A 23958-nucleotide genomic window follows, 5' to 3' on the forward strand; every position below is an offset into this window, starting at 1 on the left:
TCATCGGACCCATCCGATGACACCGCGCCGGCGATGCCGTGGCGGACGTGAAGGAAGTTTGCTGAAGTCGGCCGCAAGTTCGGCAATCCGTTGAACGATCAGCTCGAATACGGCAATCTGGCGGCGCTGAGGGACCATGCGGGGCTGAGGACGGTGATGAACCTGTTGCGAGGAGAAGGGCGGGCAGCGTTCGCGGGAATAGCCGTCGCGGCGCTGCTGGCGGCGGCCACCTCAGCCGCGGCGCAAGCCCAGACGCCTGCTCCCGCGCCCGGTCCCGCTCAGACCACGGTCGAACGCAATGCCAAGGGCGTCGCCGGCAAGCCGATCCAGGTCGGGATCTATCTCAACGTCCAGCCCGACTGCTCGTCCGGCCCCCTTCCCTCCATCCGTCTGCTGACGGCGCCGGGCAACGGCACCGTCACGATCAAGCGCGGCAAGGTCAGCGCGACCAACTACAAGCAGTGCCTCGCCCTGGAAGTGCCGGGCTTCATCGCCTTCTATCAGTCGAAGGCCGACTTCGCCGGCACCGACACGGTCACGCTCGAGGTCAAGTTCCCGCAGGGCCGCACCGAAGTGCAGCGGATCATGATCAACGTCGGCGTCGGGCCGGCGGGGCAGAAGATCTGAGCCGCAGCGCATCGGCGACGCCGCCTCCATGAGAAAAGGGCCGCCTCATGGGCGGCCCTTTGCTTCTGCTTGTCCCAAGCCGGCCGGGTCAGACGTGGACCTGCGTCTGGGCGTGGCTGTTGTCGATGATCATCTTGATCACGTCGTCGCCGGCCGTGAGGTTGCCGCCCGTGTCCTTGATCGTCGCGACGTTGGTCCAGCCGGAGCCGGCGTTGATCTGCAGCGTCAGGTCGCCGTTGTTCAGCACGCCACTGCCGTTGGCCGAGGCCAGGCTGGTGTGCCCGCCGCTGTCGACGAAGCGCACCGCGTCGGCATGGTTGCCGGACACGCTGGCCAAGAGGCCCGAGAGGTCGATGACGTCGCCGGAGGTCCCGGTCTGGAAATCCAGGATGGTGTCGAGCCCGCCGCCGGCGAGATCGCCGGCGTTCCACTTGAACGTGTCGGACCCGCCGTTGCCCGTGAGCTGGTCGGAGCCGGCGCCGCCGATGAGAACGTCAGCGCTGCCCGACCCATTGATCGTATCATTGTAGTTCGAACCGATCACTCCTTCCATATTCTTGTAGCTGTCCGTGCCGAGACCAGGAATGGACACATTCGTTGCGGTCGAGCTCTGAGTCAGCGTCAACGTAAAACCGGCCGTGGCATCCGAGAAGTCGAGCAGGTCGATCCCTGTCCCGCCATCGATGGTGTCGTTGCCGCCGCCGCCGCGGATGATGTCGTCGCCGTCGCCGCCATTGATCGTGTTGGCAGCACTGCTGCCGATAAGTATGTCGTCGCCCGAGCCACCGGTCACGCGCTCGATATTGGCGATTGAGCCGAAGCCGGTGGCCGTGCCGGCGCCGAGATTGACCGTCACGTCCTCGCTGGTGATGTAAGTCAGCGTATCGCCGTTGTTGCCGCCGAGATCGGCGGTCACCGCCTCGATATTGCTGAGCTTGGTCCCGTTGACGTCGGTGATCACGCCGCCGGCAACCGTGACGTAGATCAGATCCTGGGACGACGTCCCCTCGATGACGAACGTGTCGGTGCCGATGCCGCCGTCGACGGTGTCGACGCCGTCGTTGACGCCCCAATAGAAGGTGTCGTTGCCGGAGCCGCCGATGGTGACGTCGTTGCCGCTGCCGCCCCGGATGGAGTCATTGCCGGCGCCGCCGTTGATGTAGTCGTTGCCGGCGCCGCCGAGCAGCGTGTCGTTGCCGCCGAGGCCGTAGATGCCGTCATCGTCGGCGCCGCCGTTGAAGTTGTTGCCGCCGCTCGACCCGATCATCACGTCGTAGCCGTTGTTGGCATTGGCCTCGAGCGTGTTGTCGACCGTGGCGGTGATCGCGTCGCCGTCGTTGGCACTGTAGCCGGACAGCCACGGTGCCGAGCCGACCACCCACGACTTGTCCGACAGCGAGTTGATGGTGAGATTGAGCGCACCATTGTCGAGCGCGTTGAAGGCCAGATAGGTCGATACGGACGATACCGAGTCGGTGGCCGTGACCTTGTAGACGTACAGGCCCGCGTCGTTGTTGCTCGGATCTCCGGTGAACTGATTGCCGGTCCGGTGGATCCAGCTGTCGTCGCCGGTCGAGCTGTAGACGAGGCTGTAGGTGTAGGTGACCGTCCCCGTTCCGCCTGAGAACAGCGTTGCCGCATTCAGGCTGATCACGTTCGGCGAGTCGGTGTTCTGCGACAGCGCATAGCGTCCGTCGGCGCTCGTGGTGTCCACGACGGCCAGCGGCGCCGGCTCGTTCGTGCCGTTGATGGTCACGTCGATGACCTGGCTGGCCGTGCCGTCGACCGACTTCACGGTCAGCGTGTCGTGCTTGACGTCGCCATTGTTGAGCGCCTGGACGTTGGCCGCCGAATTGTTCAGCGTATAGCCCCAGGCCCCGGTCACCGCGTTGAAGGTGAAGGTGCCATACGTCCCCGCCAGTGAAGCGGGCGTCTGGAACTGGGCTTCCCCGCTATCGACGTCGGTAACCGTCAGGGTCCCGCCGGCCGTCAGCGTGCCGTCCTCCTTGACCGTCCCGCTTGCCGTGCCCGCGATCGACGCCGCATCGTTGACGCCGTTCACCGTGACGGTGACGGTCTGCGTCGTCGTCCCGCCGTGACCGTCGTCGATCTTCACCGTGTAGGTCTGATCGATATGGTCGCTGGCGCGCAGCGACTGGATGTCGGCGTCGTTGACGGTGAACGTCCAGTTCACCTTGTGGCCGGTATTGTCGACCGTGGCGTTGAACGAGCCGTAGTAGTTGCTGCCGGCCGGTGTCGTGTAGGTCACGGTCTGGGCATCGCCGTCTACGTCGGTGAAGGCGATCGCGCCGGACGCCCGCTCCACGCCCGGTGTCACGACCGTGCTGGGTTGCACCGAGATGTCGTCGATGACGGCACCACCTGCGCTCGCGAACTTGATCGTCGTCGACGTCGAGGTCGCGGTGAACTGGTAGGTCTGCTCCGTCCAGCCAAAGTTCCAGGCGCTCGTCGTCAGAAGGGGTGTTCCATCAACGGATGATGTCACGGCCGTACCGTAGGTCATCACGTAGAAGTCGACGGTATAGGTCACGCCGACGACGGTGCTGATGGTCTGGCTCATCGAGCTCGATGCGCCGTAGAAGTCGGCCGAGCCGCCATCCGTGCGGCCGCCCACGACGGTGACGGCATGGGCGCCCCCGACCGTCCACGCATCCAGCGTGTAGAAGTTGCCGTTGTAGTAGCCGAACGAGCCGTTCTGGATCAGGTTGCCGCTCGGCGCCGCATAGGAGGCGTCCTCGGTGACGCTTGCCGCGGTCGTTCCGGCTCCGAAGGTCGGCGCGTGGTTCGGCGCCGTGACCGAGCCGGTCTGGCCGCTGGTCACGTTCTCGGCAAAGCCCTGGCCGTCGGTATAGGTAACGTTGGCCGAGATCTTGTGGCCGACGTCGTTGGACCCCAGCGTATAGGTCGAGCCGGTTGCGCCGTTGATGACGGCGCCGTCCCGCAGCCAGTGATAGACGACGTTCGACGCGGCGCCATCCGGATCGCTGCCGAGATTGGCGGTCAGCGTCTGGCCCTGCGTCGCCGTGCCCAACACCGTCACGCTCGCAGCGCCGTCATTGACCGGCGTGATGGTCAGCGTGAAGGCGTCCGAGACGGCATATTCGCCGTCGCTGGCGTAGACCGTGACGTTGACCGTGCCTACGAAATTGGCCGGCGGGGTGCCGCTGAAGGTGCCGGTCGTGGCGTCGAAGTGCAACCACGCCGGCAGGTTGCTGCCGTCGCTGAGGTTCGCCGACAGCGTCAGCAGGTTCGCGGTGCCATCGAAGCGGCCATCGACATCGGCAAACGTGTTCGACGGGATGGTGAAGCTGAACGGCTGATCTTCCGCCGAGCTGCGGTCGGTCAGCGCGTTCTGCAGGACCGGCGCATCATTGTTGCCGAGGATCTGGATCGTCACCGTCTTGGCGGTGCCGTCCTCCGTGTAGACCGTGAAGCTGTCGGTCAGCGTGGTCTCACCTTCCTTCAGCGCCTGGATTCTCGGGTCGTTGTTATAGATGCCGTAGGTCCACCTGCCATCGCTGCCGATGTCGTACCAGCCGTAGCCGTTGGCCGTGTTCGAGGACGTCGCCTGCCACACATCGTTGTGCCCGTCGACGTCGGTCGCATTGAGGTCGCCGCGGGCGATGCCATAGAGCGGGCTGCTCTGGCTGTTGGCGATGCCGCCCTCCTCGGCGATGGTGCCGGTGGCGTCGCCGCTGATCACGGCCGCGTCGTTGACGCCGGTGACCGTGATCTTGAGCGTCGCCGTGTTCGACACCGCGCCCGACGGATCCTTGTCGGTATAGGTGAAGGTGTCCACCGCGGGCACGCCCGCCGCCAGCGCATCGGCCTTGTCGGCGACATAGGTGTAGGAGCCGTCCGAATTCAGCGTCAGATGGCCGTAGGCGCCCTCGATCGAGGTGCCGACGCCCGCCCCCTGCGTCACGCTGCCGGTGCCGGCCACGACGCCGGACACGACGAGCGAGCTGACGGGGTTGTCGACGTCGCTGTCGGCCACCGAGCCGCCGGTCGAGCCGCGGATGACGCCATTCGCAACTGAGATGTTGAGCGTGTCATCCTCGAGCACCGCATGGGTGTCGGAGTTCGCCACCGGCGGGTGGTTGGCGGGGATGACCTCGACGCTGACCGTCTGGGTGGCACTCAGATTGCCGCCGCCAACATTGCCGTTGTCGTTGATGGTGATCGTGACCGACCCCGGCTGGTCGCTGTTCGGCGTGAACACCGCCGATGCCAGATAGGTATTCAGATCGTTGATCTTGAACCCGCTCATCGCGAGCGTCTGCTCGGCGTTGAAGACGCCGAGCAACGGAATGGACAGCGTGCCGCCGGAGATGTCGAACCTCACGGACTCGACGACATTGCCGTCCGCGTCGGAGAAGGTGATCGCGTTCGCGCCGGTGAAAGCGAACGACGCGCCTTCATCGGCGGTCACGTGCGTCGGGGCATGGATCTCCGGTGCATCGTTGACCGGCACCACGTTGATCGTCAGCGTGCCGATGTCCGTCTGTCCGGCCGCATCACGCACCGTGTAATCCACGGTATCCGCGCCATAGAAGTCGGCCTTGGGCTTGTAGACATAGGTGCCGTCGGCATTGAAGTGAATCGTACCGCCCTTGGCCGTCGTGAAGTCGCCCGCCACCACGCTCAGCGTGTCGCCGGTGTCCGGGTCGCGGTCGTTGTGCAGAACGCCCTGCGTCGGATCGGACACGGTCAACGTCGTGTCCTCGTTCACACTGGCCGTGTCATCCACGGCCGTGGGAGCATCCTCGATCGGGTTGATGTTGATCGTGATCGTCTGCGTCGCGCTCAGATTGCCACCGCCGACATTGCCGTTGTCGTTGATGGTGATCGTGACCGATCCCGTCGCATCGTTATCGGCTGATGGCGTGAACACCGCCGACGCCAGAATGGCGTTCAGATCGCTGATCTTGAACCCGCTCATCGCGAGCGTCTGGCTGGCGTTGTAGACGCCGAGAGACGGGATCGCGAACGTGCCGCCGGAGATGTCGAACCTCACGGACTCGACGACATCGCCGTCCGCATCGGAGAAGGAGAACGCGTTCGCGCCGGTGAAGGCGAATGGCGTATCCTCGTTCGTCGTCACCTGCGTCGGCGCATGGATCTGCGGCGCGTCGTTGACCGGGGTCACCGTGACATCGATCGTCTGCAGTGCGGTGTTGACGACGTCGGTGTGGACGTTGCCGTCCGACAACGTAGCCTGGTCGGTGACCTCCGCGACCACCGACAACGAGAACGTGCCGTTGTAGTTCGCGGGCGGCGTGATCTGCAGCGGGTGGCTGTCGAACGCGGCGATCGCGGCGGCGCTATCGATCACCCACTTGCCGGCGTCAGCGCCGGTTCCGGCATGGCCGACCGAGAAGGTCGCACCGGCCGGATAGCCCGAAATCAGCAGCCGCAGGCTTTCGGAGCCGTCGGTATCGGTGACGGCGGCACTGATGAGCTTCAGGTTGATCGTGGTGTCCTCGGCACCCGAGGCCGGGCCGAGATCCATGAAGCCCAGCGTCAGCGCGTCCGCCTTCGGTGCGACGTCGACCGTGACATGCGCGGTCGCGGTCCCGCCATCGCCGTCGCTGACCGTGTAATCGAAGCCGGCGACGCCCGAGAAGTTCTTGTCCGGCGTGAACACCGGATTGCCGTTGGAGAGCGAAACGGTGCCGTGCGTCGCGTTCGACACGCCGGTGACGGTTAAGGTGTTGTTGTCGACGTCGGTGTCGTTGTTGAGCAGGCTGAGCAGCGCGTTGACGGTGAGCGGGCTATCCTCACTCGCCTGGACCGCGTCGTCATGAGCCACCGGCGGCGTGTTGAAGACACCCGCGAGCGAACGGGTGCCGTCGGTGAAGGCAAAGCTCTCGTAATTCGTGAACGTATCGGTCAGGCCGTTGTGGGTGACCTGCACGCCGATCAGCGTCACGCCGTCCGTCGCGAACACCTTGGTGTAGGTCGCCTCGGCGAACTTGAAACCGAACTTCACCGTGTCGGTGTCAGAGCCGCCGTCGGACACAACGCTGGTGTTGCCGGCAAACCGGACGAGATCCAGCGTGTCGTTGCCGGAGCCGCCGTTGAAGACGATGGTCGACGGCGCGATCGCCGTGCCGCTGATATCGGTGATCGTCACCGTGTCGCTGGCGGTGCCGCCGGCGATGGTGATGCGCTCGATCTCGTCGGCGCGGATCGTCGCGCCGTTCGAACCGTCATAGCGCACCAGAATGTCGGTGGCGTTGCTGGCGGACGGATCGTTCAGCGTCGGATTGATCTCGGTACCGGTCGAGGTCTTACCGATGGTGAAATTGCGCGCATTTCCATCGCCCGTGATCGCGAGCACGTCGTAGTTCGGAAAGGTCGTGCCAGACTCCGAGCCGCCGTCGATGACGTCGCTGCCATCGCCCACCGTGTAGAGGAAGGTGTCGTTGCCAGCGCCGCCGAACAGCCGGTCGCCACCTCCTCCGCCGATGATGATGTCGTTGCCGGCGCCGCCAAACAGGGCATCGCCGCCCACGCCGTTGCCGCCGACCAGAATGTCGTCGCCATTTGAGCCGTGGGCCTCGGTCACGCTGCCGAGCTTGTCGGTGCCGACCACCTTGTCGGTCACCGCGGCGCGGTCGGTCACGCTGTGAGCCCCGACGGTCTCGCCGACGACCGTCGCCGCGCTGTCGCCGAGATTGACGAACACCGGCGAATTCGGCGCGTCATAACGCGTCGTGGTCACGGTGCCGGCGGCATCGACCCGGACGGTGAAATTGTTGGTGAAGACGTCGTGGTCGCGATCCTCGACCGCGAAGGCGAAATTGATGTCGAGATACTGGTCGGCCGCGCTTGAGGTCCCGATCGGCGCGGGGTGATCGAGCGGCTGCAGCAAGGTGAAGTTGTAGGAGCCGGTGCCGGTCTCCGACAGCGTCACCGTGAACACGGCCGCATCAGCCGCGTTGCCCGTCACCAGACCATTCTGGCCGATGTAGCTGCCACCGCTCATGCGATAGGCGGTCAGCGTCGTGTGATCCGCCGACATCACATAGGTCAGGCCGAAGCCGAGCGATGTCAGTCCGGAGAGCTGGTGGTCGGCTGCATCGTAGACGCGCACCGGCGACGCGCCGAAGAACGTCACCGACGGCCCGGGGCTGTCGCCATCGGCCCCATAGGTGATGCGCAGATCGACCGCGCCGGTCGAGACGCTGCCGGCTGCCTCCGAGATCGCGACGGTGTCGACGTCCTGCGACTGCGGGCTGTCATCGTTGACGGTGATGATGATCTGATCGTGCAGCGCAACGGAATCGCCGTCGGAATCGGTGGCGGTCACCGCCGTCGACAGGTCGAGCGTCAGCGTGTTGTCATGGCCGGTGCCGACGTGGTCCAGCGCGCCCTTCAGACGGAACGAATACTGGCCGGTGTTGGCATCGACCTGGAATTCGAAGATCGTGACGCTGCCAGCCTTGGCGATCAGCGTGTTGTCGACCCCCATGCTGTAGGTCAGCGCCACGCCGCCCGACGTCAGCGACAGCAGCTCGGGCGCGAGGTTGGTCTTCTCGACCGTATAGGTGCCGGGCTTGTCGGCGCCAAACGACACCAGCGAGCTCAGATTGCCGGTGAAGTAGGAATCGTTGCCGTTGCCGTCGCCGTTGAGGTCGTCGCCATGGTTGCCGGTCGCGGTCACCACCGTTCCGTTCGGCAGCTCGCTCTCGTAGACCGCCGCTCTCAACACCGTCGCCGTCGCGACGGGGCTGTCGTCGTCGATCGTCACGGCGAATGACGAGATGGTGCTGTCGCCATCCGCATCGGTGGCGGTGAAGCCGAAGGTCAGCTTGACGTCGTTCTCGTTCTGGCCGGCCGGATGATCGACGTGCTTCAGCAGCGTGAAGCTGTAGCTGCCTGCACCGGAATCATCGAGCGAGACCTTGAACACCTGGCTGGCTACCGACGGCGGGTTGCCGTTGCTCGGATTGCTGCCGGTGTAGCCATAGACCGTATTGCCGACGACCCAGAGCTTGACCTGGACGCCCTCGACCGTCAGCGAGCCCGCGTCCGAAGTGGCGTTCTGGCCGTTGGTGATGCCGCTGAACGCGACCGCGCGGTTCACGCCGCCGCTGTTGTTGTCGTCGGCGCCCCAGGAGATCGCCAGCGAGCCGTTGGCCGTGACATTGGCACCGGCGACGTCGCCGATGGCCGCTCCGGTGTTGCCGCCGGAAAGCCCATCCTCGTCGACGGTCCCGGCATCAGACGTGCCGATCGCGGGCCGGCCGTTGTCGTCATTGATGGTGACGGTGAAGTTGCCGCCGGAGGCGATATCGCCATCGGCATCGGTCGCGGTGAAGCCGAGCTTTAGCGACAGTGCATTGGTCTGGCCCGAGCCGACGTGATCGACATTGTCCAGGAGCTCGAAGGTGTAGCTGCCAGAGCCATCGTCGGACAGCGTGATGTGGAACACCTTGCGGTCATTCGTCGTGAGCTGGCCGCCATTGTCGTTGGCGACGCCCCAGATCTCGGTGTCCGACACGCGGATGAACTGCACCGCCGTGCCGTTCGACGTCAGCGTCGGACTGCCTGCGCCGGTGGTCTTGACCACGTCGCCGGTATGGATCGCGCTATCGAATGCGACGCTGCGATTGGCCGCGCCCGAATTGCTGTCGTCGGCACCCCAATTGATGTTGAGCGCGACATCGGCCGCGGTCTGGGTCTGAAACACCTCCGCGCCAGCAGAGCCGGTGGCGTTCTCGGTCAGCGTCGCGGCGGTCGGCGAACCGAGCACCGGCACGTCGTCCTTGACCGAGACGGCGAAGCTGTTGCTGGACGTGTCGCCGTCGCCATCGGTCGCCGTGAAGCTGAACGACAGCTTGACGATGTTCTCGCCGCTGCCGGCGGGATGGTCCAGAGTGCCGAGCAGCTTGAAGTTGTAGGAGCCGTCGTTCTGGTCGCTCAGCGACACTTCGAACACGCGGGCGCCGTGGGCGAGATCGCCGCCGGTGTAGCCGACCAGCACGCCGTTCTCGAAGGTGTACTTCACCGTCTGGCCATCCGACGTCAGCGTCAGATTGCGGCCCGAACTGTCCTCGGCGTCGACATTCGCGCCCGCGCTCGTGTAGCGGAAGCTGACCGAGCGGTCGCCGAGCCCGCCGCCCGAGGTCTTGTTGCTGTCGTCGGAGCCCCAGCTGATGTTGAGGTCGCCGCTGACCGCGGTCGGCGCCTTGGAGACATCCGTGCCGCCCGGCAGATCGTCCTCGTCGACGGTCCTGGCATCGCCGGCCGCCGCCACCGGCGCGGTGTCGAGCACCGTGACCTTGAAGCTGCTGGTGACGCTGTCGCCGTCGGAATCCGTGGCCTTGAAGCCGAACGTCAGCGGCAGGCTATCGTCGTTCTGGCCGGACGCCGGGTGGTCGATGTTGTCGTACAGCGTGAACTTGTAGCTGCCATCGCCGCTGTCGGACAACTGGATGGTGAAGACGGTGCGGTGATCCGCGGTGACGGCCGTCAGCAAGGTGCCGTCGCTGGAGATCGTGTAGCTGATCGCCGAGCCGTCGGAGGTCAGGCCCGTGGCGCCGGCGGCAGTGGTGAAGGCCACCGCGCGGTTGTGCCCCACGCCCGTATTGTTGTCGTCGGCCCCCCAGGAAATGTCGAGGCTGCCGGTCTGGACCGTCGAGTTCGACGCGTCTGGATGGCTGGTGTCGTAGCCGTCGGTCGGCAGGCTGGCCTCGCTGACGGTCTCGTCCTCGGCGCAGCCGACGGTCGGCACGTCGTCCGTCACCGCCACCGTGAAGCTGCTCGTGGCGCTGTCGCCGTCGGAATCGGTGGCCTTGAAGCCGAAGCTCAGCGCCAGGCTGTCGGTGCCCGACTTGCCATGGTCGAGGTTGTCGAGCAGCGTGAACTTGTAGCTGCCGTCGCCGTCATCGCTCAGCGTGACGGTGAAAACGGTGCGATGATCGGTGGTGACCGCGCTCAGCGTGGTGCCGTCGGACGAGACCACGTAACTGATCGCATAGCCGTTCGACGTCAGCCCGTCCGGGGCGGTCGTGTCGAAGAACGCCACCGAGCGGTTGTTGGTCGCGCCGGAATCGTTGTCGTCGGCGCCCCAGGAAATCGCGAGGCGGCCGGTCTGCACGGTGGAGTACGGCGAATCCGGGAACAGGACGTCGTAGAGATCGGTCGGAAGGTTGGCTTCGCTGACGGTCTCGCTCTCGGCGTGCCCGATCGTCGGGACGTCGTCGATCACGGTGACGGTGAACGTGCTGCTGCTTGAATCGCCGTCGGAATCGGTCGCGGTGTAGTCGAACGTCAGCTTGACGACGTTGCTGCCCTGCCCGGCCGGATGATCGAGATTGCCGAGCAGCTTGAAGGTGTAGGTGCCGGTACCGTCGTCATCGAGCGAGACTTCGAACACGCGCTGCCCGAAATTGAGGCTGTTGCCGGTGTAGCCGACCAGCACGCCATGATCGAAGGCGTATTTCACCTGCTGACCGTCCGAGGTCAGGCCGCTGAGGCCGACATCGCTGCCGTTGGTCACATGGACATCGGCGGCAGCGTTGGACGTGTTGGCGAAGCGGACCGAGCGATCGGCGGCGCCGCTGTCGTTGTTGTCGGCACCCCATTTGATGTTGAGCGCGCCGGTCACCTGAGGATCGCGGCTGCCGCCATCGTGGCCGCCGAAATCGTGACCGCCGAAATCGGGGCCGCAATCGCCGCCACCGGCGTTGAGACCGGCTTCGCTGATGCTCTTGGCCGCCCCGGTATGCGCCTCCGGGCTGTCGTCGTTGACGCTGACCTTGAACGTGCCGCTGACCTGATCGCCGTCGGAATCGGTGGCGACGTATTTCAGCGTCAGGGCGATGCTGTCCTCGGTGTTGGGCACCGGGTGATCGAGATTGTCGAGCAGCGTGAAGCTGTAGGATCCGGAATCGAGGTCGGACAGCTTCACCGTGAACACGGCGGCATTGGCCTTGTTGCCGGTCCAGTTGCCGTTGCCGTCGATGTAGTGCTGTCCGTCGAAGCGGTAGGCCGTGATCAACGTGCCGCCTTCGCTGACGCCGTAGGTCAACGCGACGCCGTTCGAGGTCAGGTGCTGCGCGGCGAGCGTGGTAGTGGCGTCGGATGCGAAGGTGACGGCGCGGTCGCCGTTCACCGGTGACGCACCGGTGATCCCGACATTGCCGAGATTGTTGGCGCTGTCGCTGCCCCAGGAGATGCCGAGATCGCCCGTTGCGACCGTGTTCTGGCCGGGGACGTCGCCAGGCCCGCCCGCGAGCCCGATCGGGAGCCCGTCCTCATCGACCACGCCGGTCGCAATCTCCCGGTTCAGCACCGGCGCGTCGTCGTTGATCTTGACCTTGAAGGTGTCGGAGACCGCATCGCCATCCGAATCCGTGGCGACGAAGCCGAGGGTGAGCGTGACGTCGTCCTCGGTGTTGTGGGCCGGATGATCGATGTTGTCGATCAGCGTGAAGCTGTAGGACCCCTGCCCCTGGTCGGACAGCGACACCGTGAACACCGCAGCCTTGGTCAAGTCGCCGGTGGCATGGCCCTCGCCGTCGACGTAGGTGTGATGCGCTTCATCGTAGCGGTAGGCGGTCAGCAGCGTGCCGTCGGGGGACACGGTGTAGGTCAGCGCGACGCCGTTCGACGTCAGATGCTGGGCGGTAAGCGTCGAGACCACGTCGACGGCGAAGGTGACGGCGCGGTCGCCGTTGACCGGCGCACCGTTGATGCCGCCGTCGACATGGCTGTTGGCGCTGTCGGCGCCCCAACGGATGCCGAGGAAGTCGGTCACCGTCAGATTGGCGCCCGCAGCGTCGTTGCCATCCGCGTAGGAATTGCCGGGATTGCCGAGACCATCCTCGTCGACCACGGAGTAGCTGACGCGCTCGCCAAACACCGGGGCGTCGTCATTGACCTCGACATTGAAGCTGCCGTGGATTGCGTCGCCGTCGGAATCGGTGGCAACGAAGCCGAAATACAGCCCTTGACTATCCTCGCTGCCGTGGACCGAATGATCGAGATTGCCGGTGAGATTGAACGTGTAGGAGCCCTGGTCCTGATCCGACAGCGAGACGGTGAACACCGCGGCGCTGGCGAGGTCCTCCGTCGGCTTACCGTTCGCGTCGACATAGGTCTCGTGGGCGGCGTCGTAGCGATAGGCGGTCAGCAGCGTGCCGTTCTCGGAGACCTGATAGCTCAGCGGAATCCCGTTCGACGTCAGCCCCAGCTCCTCGAGCGAGGGAACCGTGTCCGCGGCGAAAGTGACGGCGCGATCGCCCTTGACCGACGCGCCATCAATGCCGCCGTCGACATGGCTGTTGGCGCTATCGGCGCCCCACAGGATGGCGAGCGTCTTGGTCACCGTCAGATCGGCGCCGGCGACGTCGCTGCCTTCCACGTAGCTGTCGCCGGCATTGCCGAGGGCGTCCTCGTCGACCACACCGGCGCTCGGCGCATCGCCGAACACCGGCGCGTCGTCGTTGACTTTCAGGGTGAAGCTGTCGGTCACCGCGTCACCGTCGGAATCCGTGGCGACGAAGCCGATGTTGAGCGTGATGTCGTCCTCGGTGCCGTGCACCGGGTGATCCAAGTTGCCGGTGAGCTCGAACGTGTATGAGCCGCGGTCCTGATCGGACAGCGACACCGTGAACACCGTCGCGCCGGCCGAGTCCGTCGGCTTGCCGTCGGCGCCGACATAGGTCTCATGCTCGGCGTCGTAGCGATAGGCCGTGAGCAGCGTTCCGTTGTCGGACACGACGTAGGTGAGACCGAAGCCGTTCGAGGTGAGATTCTGGGCGTCGAGCGTCGCGACCACGTCGGCCGCGAAGGTCACGGCGCGGTCGCCATTGACCGGCGTGCCATCGATGCCGCCATCGACATGGCTGTTGGCGCTGTCGGCGCCCCAGCGAATGCCGAGCGTATCGGTGACCTTCAGGTCTTCGCCATAGGCGTCGCCGTCATCCTTGTAGCTGTTGCCGGCGTTGCCGAGGCCGTCCTCGTCGACCACCGAATAGCTCGGCTTCTCGCCGAAGCTCGGGGCGTCGTCATTGACCTTCACCGTGAAGGTGTCGGTGATCGCATCGCCATCGGAATCGGTGGCGACGAAACCGATGTTGAGGGTGATGTCATCCTCGGTGCCGTGCACCGGGTGATCCAGGTTGCCCGACAGCGCGAAGGTATAGGAGCCATGACCCTGGTCGGACAGCGACACCGTGAACACCACGGCGCCCGACAGCCCCTCGCCTTCCAGCGGCTTGCCGTTGGCATCGACATAGGTCTCGTGCGCGGCATCATAGCGATAGGCGGTCAGCACGGTGCCGTTCCCCGACACTTCGTAGCGCAGGGCAAAGCCGTCGGAGGTCAGATCCTGCGCCTCGAGCGAGGCCACCACGTTTGCGGCGAAGGTGACGGCGCGGTCGCCGTTGACCGGCGTTGCGTTGATGCCGCCGTCGACATTGTTGTTGGCGTCGTCGGAGCCCCAGCGGATTCCGAGCGTATCGGTGACCGTCAGGTCTTCGCCATAGGCGTCGCTGCCATCGGCGTAGCTGTTGCCGGCATTGCCGAGACCGTCTTCGTCGACCACCGAATAGCTCGGCTTCTCGCCGAAGCTCGGGCCGTCATCGGCGACATTGACGGTGAAGGCGCTGTTGACGGGGTCGCCGTCGGCGTCGGTCGCGACCACCTTGAAGGTCAGCGGCAGCGACGCGTCGTTGGCGCCGTTGTGGTCGATATTGTCGGACAGGGTGAAGGTGGCGCTGCCGGAGCCGGTGTCGGACAGCGACACGGTGAAGATGGTGCGCGCGCCCTCACCCTCACCTGCGGTCGCGATGATCTCGGTGCCGTTAGCCGACAGCGTGTAGGAGATGGCCTCGCCGTTCGAGGTCAGGCCCAGCGCCTGCAAGGTCGCGATCTCGGACGCGTCGAACACCAGCGAGCGGTCGCCGTCGACCACGGTCCCGTTGGAGCCGCCATCGACCTTGCTGTTGCCGTTGTCGGCGCCCCAGCCGATGTGGAGATCCACGCTCGCCGTGGTCGGCTCGAAGCCGTCGCCGCCCACGACCTTGGCGACGAGCTCGCTCTCGCCGCCGCCTTCACTGGCGCCGCCGGTGTGCTCGGCGACATTGATCGCCTCGACGGTGCCGGCGACCGGCGAATCGTCGTTGACGCCGATCACGATCGTCACCGGCGCGGTGTCGCCGCTGCCGTCGATGGCGATGACGTTGATGGTGAGGTTCAGCGTGTCTTCGGTCCCGAAGACCGGATGATCGAGCGGCTGCAGCAGCGTGACCGTATAGGTCCCCGCGATCGTCGCGTTGGCGTCGAGCGTGACGGTGAAGACCTGGTTGGCGACGATCGAGGGATCACTGCCGATATAGCCGATCAGCTCCGGCTGGCCGTTGACGGTGGTGATCGCAAAATGCACCTCCTGGCCGCCGGACGTCAGCCCGGCAAGACCAGGCTGTGACGCCGCAAACGCAAAGGCGCGGCCGATCACGTCGGTGCCGAAGTCGACGTTCAGCGAACCGGTAAAGCTCGTCGCCACGCCGCCGATGTCGCCGCTGCCGCCGGGCCGGCCCTCGGACAGCCCGTCCTCATTGAGCACCACGCTGTCGGCGACGCCGGCAATCGGCGTCGGATTCGGCGTGACCGGATTGTCGCCGAATTTGGTGGTGGTGTCCTCGGCTCCCAGCAGCCCAAGCGGCGTGCCGCCGATCAGCGCATCGATCTTGAACGTCCCGAAGTTCGCTCCGGCAGGCACGCCCGGCGCACCGGGCGTTCCCGCGGCGGGCAGCACCGACTGGTCGGTGGTGATGGGAAACAGCTCGGCGAACTGATCGCCATTGATGATTCGGTCGGGGCCGACCTCGAAGCTGACGTCCTTCAGCGGGGCGCCGTTGGTATCGAAAACCGGGTCGATGGACACCGTCGACTGATTGTCGAACAGGATGATGAGGCGGTTGCCGATCTTGATGAAGGTCAGCCGCTCGCTGGCGATGTCGCTGAAATCGATCTGGCTCTGACCGTCGAGGTGAACCGTAATGGCTTGGTTGCCCGGCGGTTTGCCGATCTTGAGGTGCTTTGCAGAGGCGCTGGATGGCTGCGAGGACGTGCCGGTCAACTGGGCCAGCAGGACAGGAGCATTCATGCGCCAAAACCTCCAAATATGGGGCGCTTTGGTGGCGCTCCCATTTCTATCGTTAAACTATTATTAAACGAGAATACGGGTCAATATTACCGGTTCTTGTTAATCAGACTTTAGGGACTTTGGGTAAATGCAGTCAAGTGCAACGGCATTTATGAAGGTAAATTAGTCCGCGCCTATGCTTCCGCGCTACGCATGGCGCAGCCGGAAAGACAAGATTAAATCGGGTTTTGGCCTGGAGAATTACTACTGATCCGCAGTTGTTCCGCGCGCAATACTTGCGGAACACCACGCACGCTGTCGTGAATATGAGCTGAGCGCCATGAAAAATGGCCGAAATGGAACTCCGCCTCTCGCGAATTATTTGCGAAAGGCGGGAACTATTCTTGAAAGAGGTTGTGCAGCGGCAGAATGCCTCAGATGCGGCTGACCACGCAGGCGACCGGTTCATATTTGCGCAAATACAACAGCGCCTGGTCACCGATACCATCGAGCCACACGCCGCGGCCTGCGTAGCGATAGCCGTCGCCCATCGGAACGAGACGGACCGGAATCGCGTGGCGAGGATGGAGGTAGAGCTGCGCGGTGACGATCTCGCCCGGCGCGAGCACGGGAGGAGAGCGCAGCACGTAACTGCCGCCATTCTCGCAGGCGATCGCAAACGCCGCGCCCGGCAGCACCACGGCGTCGGCCCGCGCGATGCCGATCATCCCACCGATCGCCGACAGGACCACTGCCCCGCAAACCATGACTTGCTTGATATTCACCGCGGCCCCCTGCTCGCCAGCTTCCCGGCGTGCATTAAGACCGCAAACGGCGCCGGCTACAAGTCGTTCGGCTGCGACATTCAGAGCAGCAACGGTCGGCCCGGATCACGGCCGCCGCCGATGTCGGCTTCGGCCGCCGGCGTGACGTCGCTCTCGCTTTCGTGGTGCGGCCGCTCGGCATAGGGCGCCGCGAACAGGCTGACGCCGCGGTGATCGATCGCAAACAACGGCATGAAGGACTGCAGATCGCGACCTTCCATCAGAGCGGCCCGCCGATTGTCGAGCACGAGCCACTTGCCGTCGAGCCGCACTGCGACGACCGCATGATCCTGCCTTACGGCGAGGTCGCGGACCAGAAGCAGCTTGAGATCGGATTCCGGCGTTCCCGCCGCCAGCAACAACGCGTATTTCGCGATCGCGTAGTCCTCGCAGTCACCGAGGCCGCTGCGAAAGGTCTGCAGTGGCGAACTCCAGACGTCCGGCAGGCCGTGTTGCTGATCGTCGCTGACGTAGCGCACCGCCTGGTTGACGCCGCGATTGATGATTTCCGCGCGTGCACGACCTTCGCTGGCGGCAGCCGCCGATCGCATCAGCGCGACGAAGAAGCGCTCCGACGCCGAGCAGCGCGCGTCATCGCCGTTGCAGCGGTCGGTCGACATCCGCTCGCTCGCCATCGCAGCCTGGATGCCGCGCCATTTCACCCACAGCACGCCTTCGGGTGCGCGGAACGTCACCAGGCCGAACGGCTCGTCGCTGGGATTAGCGACCGCCGGCCCCTGCGGGGCGTCGCTGACTGATCCGGCGCGGCCGGCCGGGTCGGTCGATGCCACTTCCACAGGCCCGGAGGCCGCGCGACGCAGGCCGTCGTGCTTGGCGAGCACGGCATTGATGGTGAAGAAACGGACGGGCGGCGGCACCGGCAGCGCGCTATCCGCAGTACCCTGCAGAGATCTACGATTTGAAGTCTCGGCAAACACAGCGCCGGCACAACCGGCCACGACTGACAACACAAGCGCAAGCCCCAGCGCGCGCGGGCGAACCCGCGGCCGATCGATCCGCAACATCAGTGACGCCCTGTATGCTCCGGGCATCGGCCGACGTCATCGCGTCGATCCCTGTCCCGGTTGTTATCGGATCAGGGATAGGGCCGGCGCGGCTTCGGGCCGGTTAAACCGCGGTGATGTTCGCGGCCAAGCTGCGAACGCGACTAATCGCGGCCGACCAAATCGCGTCGCATTTGAACGATTCAGAATTTGGTAACGCAAGCCGGCTCGCTCCGCCGCGGATCAGCGCAGCGACTTCTGGGATCTCACATATTTTTCGCGGAGAACCGGGTATCGCTGCACTCACACGAGCTGCCCGCGCCTGCGGTCAGCGCTCCCGCAGCGCCTCGTCGCGCAGCATGCGGGCAGGCTTGACCAGATAGTCCAGCACCGATTTCTTGCCCGTCAGGATCTCGACGGTCGCGACCATGCCCGGGATGATCGGAAGCGGCTGCTGGGCGGTACCGAGGTGGTTCTTCTCGGTGCGCACCATCACCCGATAGAAGGTCTCGCCACGCTCGTTCTTGTCGCCCTTCTCGTCGGTGATGGTATCGGCGCTGATGCGCTCGACGCGCCCGTGCAACGAGCCGTACACTGAGGAATCATAGGCGCTGAGCTTGACCACCGCCTCGTGGTTGGGACGGATGAAGGCGATGTCCTGCGGACGGATGCGGCCTTCGACCAGCAGCGTGTCATCGAGCGGCGTGATCTCCATCAGGCTGGCGCCTGGCGCGACCACGGCGCCGATGGTGGTGACGTTGAGCCTGTTGACGATGCCGCGCACGGGCGAGCGCAGCTCGGTCCGCCGCACCCGGTCCTGGGCCGATTTGATGTTCTCTTCGAGCACGGCGAGATCGCCGCGCGCCTTGGCGAGATCGTCCTCGGCCTGGGCGCGAAACGCCGTGACGATGTTGAGCCGGCGAGCGCGCGCCTCCTGCACTGCGGCCTCGGTCTTCACGATGCTCGCCTGCACCACCGCGAGCTGCCCCCGCATGTCGGTGGCCTGGCGGTCGGCGCGGAGCATCTCGATCTCCGGCACCACCTTCTGGTCGAACAGCTTGCGGGTCAGCCCCAATTCGCGATTGAGCAGTGCCAACGTCTCCGAGAAGCGCTTCTCGGTGGCCCTGAGCTCGTCGATCTCCTTGCTCTTCTGCTGCTCCTGCTGCTGCACGACGTCGATGTCCTGCGCAAGCTTGCGCGCATGGGCGTCGAACACGGCGCGCTCGGTCTGCACCGCGCGCGGGGCGTCCGCGACGAGCTCCTCGGGAAACTCGACCGGGCTGCGGCCCTCGGTTTCCGCCGCCAGCCGGATCACCCGCGCCGCCATCGCGCCGCGGCGCTCGCGGATCTCGCCGAACTGCGACGCAAAATTGGTGTCCTCGATCCGCGCCAGGGGCTGATCCTTTTCGACGATCGCGCCTTCCTGCACCAGGAGATCGGCGATGATGCCGCCTTCCAGCGATTGAACCACCTGGGTCTGGCGCGACGGCACGACCTTGCCATTGCCGCGCTTGACCTCATCGAGAACGGCGAAATGCGCCCAGATCAGGAAGGTGAAGAACAGGCCGAGCGAGGCCAGCAGCAGCATCCGCGCCGTCTTCGGCGTGCGCAGCTCAACGGCAGCCCTGATGTCGTTGGAGAACGCGAAATCGCTGAGCGCCATGTCACAGCGTCCCCTGGACCGGCTTCACCGCGTGGCTCGCGGCCGGCGCCGCCGCGGGCTGCTGCGGACGCAGCATGGTGAGGATCTGCGCGGTCGGACCGTCGGCGACAATCTTGCCGGAGTCGAACACCAGGATGCGGTCGACCAGCGACAACAACGAAGGCCGGTGGGTCGAGACGATGATGGACATCTCGCCTTTGGCCAGCGACTTCAGGCGCTCGAGGAATTCGCCCTCGCTGCGGACGTCGAAATGCGCAGTCGGCTCGTCGAGGAACAGCACGCGCGGCTTGCGGATCAGGACACGCGCCAGCCCGATCGCCTGCTTCTGCCCGCCCGACAGGCTGCGGCCGCCTTCGGCGATCATCATCTCATAGCCCTGCGGGTGGCCGGCGATGAAGGTTTCGACGCCGGCGAGCCGCGCTGCCTCGAGCACCTCCTCATCGGTCGCCGCCGGACGGCCGAGCGTGATGTTGTCGCGCAGCTTGCCGTAGAACAGGTCGGTGTCCTGCAGCACGAAGCCGATGCCGGCGCGCAGATCGGCCGGGTCGTACTGCTGGATGTCGATCCCGTCGATCAGGATGCTGCCTTCGGTCGGCGGATAGAACGCAGTGGCGAGGCGGCCGACGGTGGTCTTGCCCGAGCCGACCCGACCGATGATGCCGATCTTCTCGCCCGGCTTGATATCGAAGGAGACGTTGTCGAGCGCCTTGGTCTGGCTTCCCGGATAGGAGAAGCTGACGTTCTTGAACTGGATGCGGCCCTGGTTGATCTCACGCGCGACGTAGATCTTTTCCGGCGGACGCTCACGGTCCAGGGACATCAGCCGGTCGATCGAGCGCAGCGCCGACGTCGTCTGGGTGAAGCGCGTCATCAGGCCGGCGATGCCTGCGATCGGACCGAGCACGCGACCCGACAGCATGTTGGCCGCCACCAGCGCACCGATCGAGAGCTTGCCGTCGAGGATCAGGAACACGCCGACCACGACCAGCAGCAGGCTGCAGAACTGGCTGGCGACGCTCGCCGCGGTCATGGCCATCGACGCCCAGAACTGGACGTCCTCGCTGGAGCGCGCCTGCGCCGCCACCGAGCGCTCCCACACCGTCTGCACCCGGCTCTCGCCGGCCACCGCGCGCACCGTCTCCATTCCGTTCAGCGATTCCACCAGAATGCCGTGACGCGCGGCGGACTGCGCCTGCATCTGCCGCATCGCGCGTTCGAGCGGCCGCTGGATCAGCAGCCCGACGGCGATCATCACCGGCAGCATCAGCAGCGGAATCCATGCGATGGGACCCGCGATGATGAACAGCACGATGATGAACACGACCGCGAACAGCATGTCGGTCGCCGACACCACGGTGCCGGAGGTGAAGAACTCGCGAACCGAATCAAAGTCGCGCAGCTGGTTGGCGAGGATGCCGACCGATGGCGGCCGCTTGTCCATCTTCAGCGACATCACGTGCTCGAAGATGTTCGCGGCAAGCACCACGTCGATCTTCTTGCCTGTCATGTCGATGATGCGGCTGCGCACCACCTTGAGCAGGAAGTCGAATCCGATGGCGAGGAGAAGGCCGATGCCGAGTGCGACCAATGAGGGGATCGCGCCGTTCGGGATCACGCGGTCGTAGACGCTCATCGTGAACAGCGGCGCGGCCAGCGCCAGGATGTTGACGATGAACGCGGCGATCGCGACATGGCCGTAATTGGCGCCGAAGCGGCTGACCACCGACCAGAACCAGTGCGTCTTCGGCACCTCGCCGGCTGCCGCCACGCGCGGATCGGCGACTGTGGCGGGCCGCACCAGATAGGCGAAGCCGACATATCGCGCCGCGACCGCCTCGAAGCGCTCGATCGCCGGCTGTTCACGACGCGAGGGATCGACGATGGTGAGGCGGCCGGCGGCCTCGTCGATCGTCAGCAGGATGCGCGTGGTGCCGTCGTGAAACATCAGCACGCAAGGCAGCACCAGCGCGGGGATCTCGCTCAGCGGCCGTTCGACCAGTTGCGCCTCGAGCCCGGCCCGCTGCGCGGCGCGCTCGTAGAGCGCGATGCTGAGCACGCCGCTGTCGAGCGGCAGTCCGGATAGCAGCGCGCTGCGGCTCAAGGCGCGGCCATGATGAGCTGCGAGGTAAAGCAGACTGTCGCTGAGAGGATCAGTTGCTGCTGCGGCTGCGCTCATCTGCGGCATCACGTGGGCCGTCTCTTCGAGCTCGAACCTTGTCGGACGAATATTCAACGACGCCTCGAAAACCCATCTGGCCCACCGAGCAGCGCGGACCTGCACCCATTGCTTCTTGCTAATAATTTGCCTTAGCCCAATTCTTTGGCTCGCACCTGGCTTTTTCAAGATTTTTGCAGGTGCTTCTCGACAATCTCAGCGCAAAGTAAATGCGTATGGTGAAAAGCCGGCGCGACATGCACCGGCTTTGTTAGTCTCACCTATTTCGGCGCGTGCCCGTTGGGGCTCTGAGCGAATCCGCCGTACTTTCCGGACGCGACGAATAGCGTCGTATCCTCAGGATCGCTCGAGGCCCACCGATCGCCAAAGGTAATCGGCGCAGGATGCTTCGGCGTACCATCATGCAGGCCGAACATCGGCACCGGACCGGCGGAGCTCAGCGGCTGCGGTCCGGGCGCAGGCGCGCTCAGACGAACAGGCGCCAGGCTATAGCCGATGAAGCCGCTCGGCGTGTCCACCGGCTCGGTCTCCGGAGGATGCCCGGTCTTCAGGTAGTTGAGCATCTGGCCCATCGCGGCGAGCAGCTGATAGTCAGCGAACACAACCACACCGCGCGCCGACACCAACGACACGTTGGCATTGAAGTACTGGTTCTGTGAGTTCAGGAGATCGATCAGCGTGCGCTGGCCGAGTTCGTATTCCTTGTTGTAGGCGACGAAGGTGCGACGGGCCGCTTCGACATCGCGCACGAGGGCGGCGACGCGATCGGCGGTGATGATCCGGGCCGCCCAGGCCTTGTCGATCGACTCCAGCGCATCGCGCTGCAGCCGAGCGTGCTTCTGCTGCTCCTGGATCATCCGCTGCGCGGCTTCCTCACGGCGCCAGCTGTTCTGACCGCCGTTGAAGATATCCCAGGACGCAACGACCTTGCCGCTGACCTCGTCGTAGCGATTGGTGTAAGTGATCGATTCCTTGCCGGTCGTCGCGCGGCCTTCGAGCGAAAGCGTCGGCAGGAAGGTGCCGGTCGTGGCATCGAAGCCCCGCTTGGCAGCCGTCACATCCGCCGCGGCGGCGCGCAGGGTCGGATTGAACTTGTAGGCGATGTCGAGCGATTCCGCCTTGTCTCTCGGCATGTCGGACAGCCGGCCGGGGAAACGCAGGTTATAGGGCTCGACGCCGACGACCTTGCGGTACTTCGCCCGCGCCACTTCCAGGCTGAGACGGAATTCTTCGAGCACGGCCTGCGCTGCAGCGACCCGCTCCTCGGCCTGCTGGGTGTCGCCCTCGCCGGCCCGGCCGCCCTGGAAACGGGCCAGCACGTTCCTGCGCAGCTCGAGATGAACCTTGAGGTTCTTCTCGGCCAGCGCGACCAGCCTGGAGTAGCGCACCACGTCGACATAGGCCTCGGCGGCATCGAGACCGATCAGCTCGGTTCGCTCCAGCACGCGGTACGCGGCGGCATCGACCCGCGCAGCCTGGCGCCACACTTCATTGATCGAGGAAAAGCCATCGAACAGCAGCTGACGGACCACCACGCCGGCCTCGCGGCCGCGCAGGTAGCGGCCATTATTGGCCGGCGCCGGTGAAACATACTGCTTGAGCATCTCGGGCCCGGCGCTCGCATCGAGCCGGACCTGCGGCAGCAGCGTCCCCTGGGACTGGCGAAGCTCGGCTTCGGTGGCCCGCCGGTTGGCGGCGGCCTCCCCGACACCGGGATTGGTCTTCACCGCCTGGTTGATGGCGTCCTGGATGGTGAACGGCTCAGCGCCCAATGCCGGGCTAAAGCTCATTCCCACAACACATATCAAAATCGGTGTATATATGCTCTTGAACATATGGAACCGATAACAAACGTGAGATCAGCTCGCAATGCGACTCGCCACAGTTGCGACGAAAAACCGCCCGGTTGTGGCAGAATAGCTACGCTCCGCCACATTCTTCGAGGCGAAAGATTCAGGATTCTGAAGCAAAATCAATGCGGTGGGAATGACGCGAAGCCGACGCGGTTGATTTAAAGCCAGCTATTTTTTTCATAAAGAAAATCTCGCGACAGAGAATGTCGCGTTTTCCGTGGTTGCTTCAATATATCGATCGCTTTCGCGGCATTAACTCGGCTGTGGCAGCCGGAACCTCACCCCGCGAGGGTGGACCGGCAACAAGCGATCAATAGCCCACCGTTGCCAAGCCGGCTTGTCCGGAGCCTGGGTTCTGGCGCGTCGTCATGGCAGCCGTGAGCGATTGCCGCCGAGGGATCGAGGAACAACCAAGGATACAATGGAGGTCACGATCGACCGTTGGATTTCCGGATCTCGCCATGACCCAGATGCGCCCCATTGATTTCGGCGCTCCGTCTGCAGGGAATGCGGCGGCAATGCCCAGGGGGTCCCCGATCCTTGCAAAATCTCATGGAGCTGAGAGGCAGTAAGTTGGTGGGGGAGGCAGGACTCGAACCTGCGAAGCCATGAGGCGGCTGATTTACAGTCAGCTCCCTTTGCCACTCGGGACACTCCCCCGTATCGACGGCAATTCGGGCCGGCCGC

Annotated in this window: 7 protein-coding genes and 1 tRNA gene; 1 reads left to right on the forward strand and 7 read right to left on the reverse strand. The window is 65.0% G+C overall.

The window, feature by feature from the left end; genetic code table 11:
- Positions 1-156 precede the first annotated feature (156 nt).
- Positions 157-627 carry a hypothetical protein gene (locus QX124_RS26390; RefSeq protein ID WP_315776785.1) on the forward strand — a complete coding sequence of 157 codons (471 nt, stop codon included), beginning with the start codon at positions 157-159 and terminating at the stop codon, positions 625-627.
- 88 nt (positions 628-715) lie between these two features.
- On the opposite strand, the gene QX124_RS26395 is transcribed toward QX124_RS26390, so the two are convergent.
- The 7 genes from QX124_RS26395 to QX124_RS26425 form a co-directional block, all read right to left on the reverse strand.
- The gene (locus QX124_RS26395) at positions 716-15772 is read right to left on the reverse strand and encodes a VCBS domain-containing protein (protein WP_315798695.1); all 15057 of its coding nucleotides are present in this window, start codon (positions 15770-15772) and stop codon (positions 716-718) included.
- A gap of 413 nt (positions 15773-16185) precedes the next feature.
- A complete protein-coding gene (locus QX124_RS26400) occupies positions 16186-16536 on the reverse strand; it encodes a hypothetical protein (RefSeq protein WP_315798696.1) in 351 nt (116 codons plus the stop codon).
- A gap of 80 nt (positions 16537-16616) precedes the next feature.
- Complete coding sequence (locus QX124_RS26405) at positions 16617-17453, reverse strand: transglutaminase-like cysteine peptidase (protein ID WP_315798697.1); 837 nt, start codon at positions 17451-17453, stop codon at positions 16617-16619.
- 454 nt (positions 17454-17907) lie between these two features.
- Positions 17908-19242: an HlyD family type I secretion periplasmic adaptor subunit gene (locus QX124_RS26410; protein WP_315798698.1), complete on the reverse strand. Its 1335-nt coding sequence runs from the start codon at positions 19240-19242 to the stop codon at positions 17908-17910.
- Between the two features lies 1 nt (position 19243).
- The gene (locus QX124_RS26415) at positions 19244-21427 is read right to left on the reverse strand and encodes a type I secretion system permease/ATPase (protein ID WP_315798731.1); all 2184 of its coding nucleotides are present in this window, start codon (positions 21425-21427) and stop codon (positions 19244-19246) included.
- 251 nt (positions 21428-21678) lie between these two features.
- Positions 21679-23208: a TolC family outer membrane protein gene (locus QX124_RS26420; protein ID WP_315798699.1), complete on the reverse strand. Its 1530-nt coding sequence runs from the start codon at positions 23206-23208 to the stop codon at positions 21679-21681.
- Between the two features lie 637 nt (positions 23209-23845).
- A tRNA-Tyr gene (locus QX124_RS26425) sits at positions 23846-23931 on the reverse strand.
- Between the last annotated feature and the right edge of the window lie 27 nt (positions 23932-23958).

Origin of the sequence: Bradyrhizobium sp. SZCCHNRI3043, assembly GCF_032377735.1 — a bacterium.
In the GTDB taxonomy this organism is placed as follows: domain Bacteria; phylum Pseudomonadota; class Alphaproteobacteria; order Rhizobiales; family Xanthobacteraceae; genus Bradyrhizobium.

Bases quoted from the DNA above. Each gene is read 5' to 3' on its own strand.
- QX124_RS26395 (WP_315798695.1), bottom strand. From the start codon at position 15,772: ATGAATGCTCCTGTCCTGCTGGCCCAGTTGACCGGCACGTCCTCGCAG.
- QX124_RS26415 (WP_315798731.1), bottom strand. From the start codon at position 21,427: ATGCCGCAGATGAGCGCAGCCGCAGCAGCAACTGATCCTCTCAGCGAC.
- QX124_RS26390 (WP_315776785.1), top strand. From the start codon at position 157: ATGAACCTGTTGCGAGGAGAAGGGCGGGCAGCGTTCGCGGGAATAGCC.
- QX124_RS26410 (WP_315798698.1), bottom strand. From the start codon at position 19,242: ATGGCGCTCAGCGATTTCGCGTTCTCCAACGACATCAGGGCTGCCGTT.
- QX124_RS26420 (WP_315798699.1), bottom strand. From the start codon at position 23,208: ATGAGCTTTAGCCCGGCATTGGGCGCTGAGCCGTTCACCATCCAGGAC.